Here is an 860-nt window from a genome sequence, read left to right as displayed (position 1 = left end):
GCTCGAGACTGCATCGTACGGCAACGCGGCCAGTTTCGAGAGGAATTGCTTGGCAGCGCCTTCGCTGGTGTCGCTCTTGAGGAGGCCGGTCACGACGCGATGCCTGATGATGTCGGCGTGCGGTGTCCCCGTCCTCAGCAGTTCCGGCGGCAGCTGATAGAGTCGGGCATAACGCTCGTTGCAGACGACGAGCCGCTTCTCCGCATCGAACATGCAGAGAGCCTCGACCATGTTGTTGATGGCCGTATCGAGCCTGAGTTTCTGGTCCTGGATTTCCTGTTGCGAATCTTCCACCTGCTGCCGGGCGAGCGAGAGCTCGCTGATGATCTGCTCGAATCTGCTGGTTCTGGTCGCAAGGCGGCGATCCGCCAGCACGCCGACGAAGCTCATCCCGAGCACCGACAGGGCCACGCCCGCAATTGCCACGGCGAGGAAGTTCGGAGAAAGCGACAACGTATCGTTTGCCAGCGTGGGGTCTGGAACGATCTGCACGGCCCCCATGGCCGTGAAATGGTGCGACACGATGGCGAGCGTCAGCAGCAGCGCCGCAGCAAAGGTCCCCCGCTTGTCCTTGCGGCCCAGGGCAACCGCGAGTGCAGCGTAGCCCAGGACCATGCCGAGGACGATCGAGATCAACACCAGCCCCGGCGACCAGGTCACACGACCCGGCACCTCGAGGGCCCACATGCCGATATAGTGCATGCTTGCAATGCCGGCGCCGATAATGCCGCCACCGGCAGCTGCGCGCCACCGACCGGAATTACTGACGGCAACGCCAAAACCGCCTGAGGTCAGGATCATCGCCGCGGCGAGCGACAGCGCAGTCAGAACGAGGCCGTAGTTGGTCGAGACGCCGGGCT

1 protein-coding gene is annotated in these 860 nt (G+C 63.6%); it reads right to left on the bottom strand.

What is annotated here, in order from left to right; translation table 11 throughout:
- Positions 1–801: MHYT domain-containing protein (locus AC1D00_RS43330; RefSeq protein ID WP_477014954.1), on the bottom strand; the 801-nt coding region annotated here is incomplete at its 3' end.
- Positions 802–860: the final 59 nt, after the last annotated feature.

Source organism: Bradyrhizobium sp. P2_E8, assembly GCF_056403875.1.
Note: the sequence above shows the minus strand (reverse complement) of the source record. Positions and strands in the feature narration are given on the sequence as shown.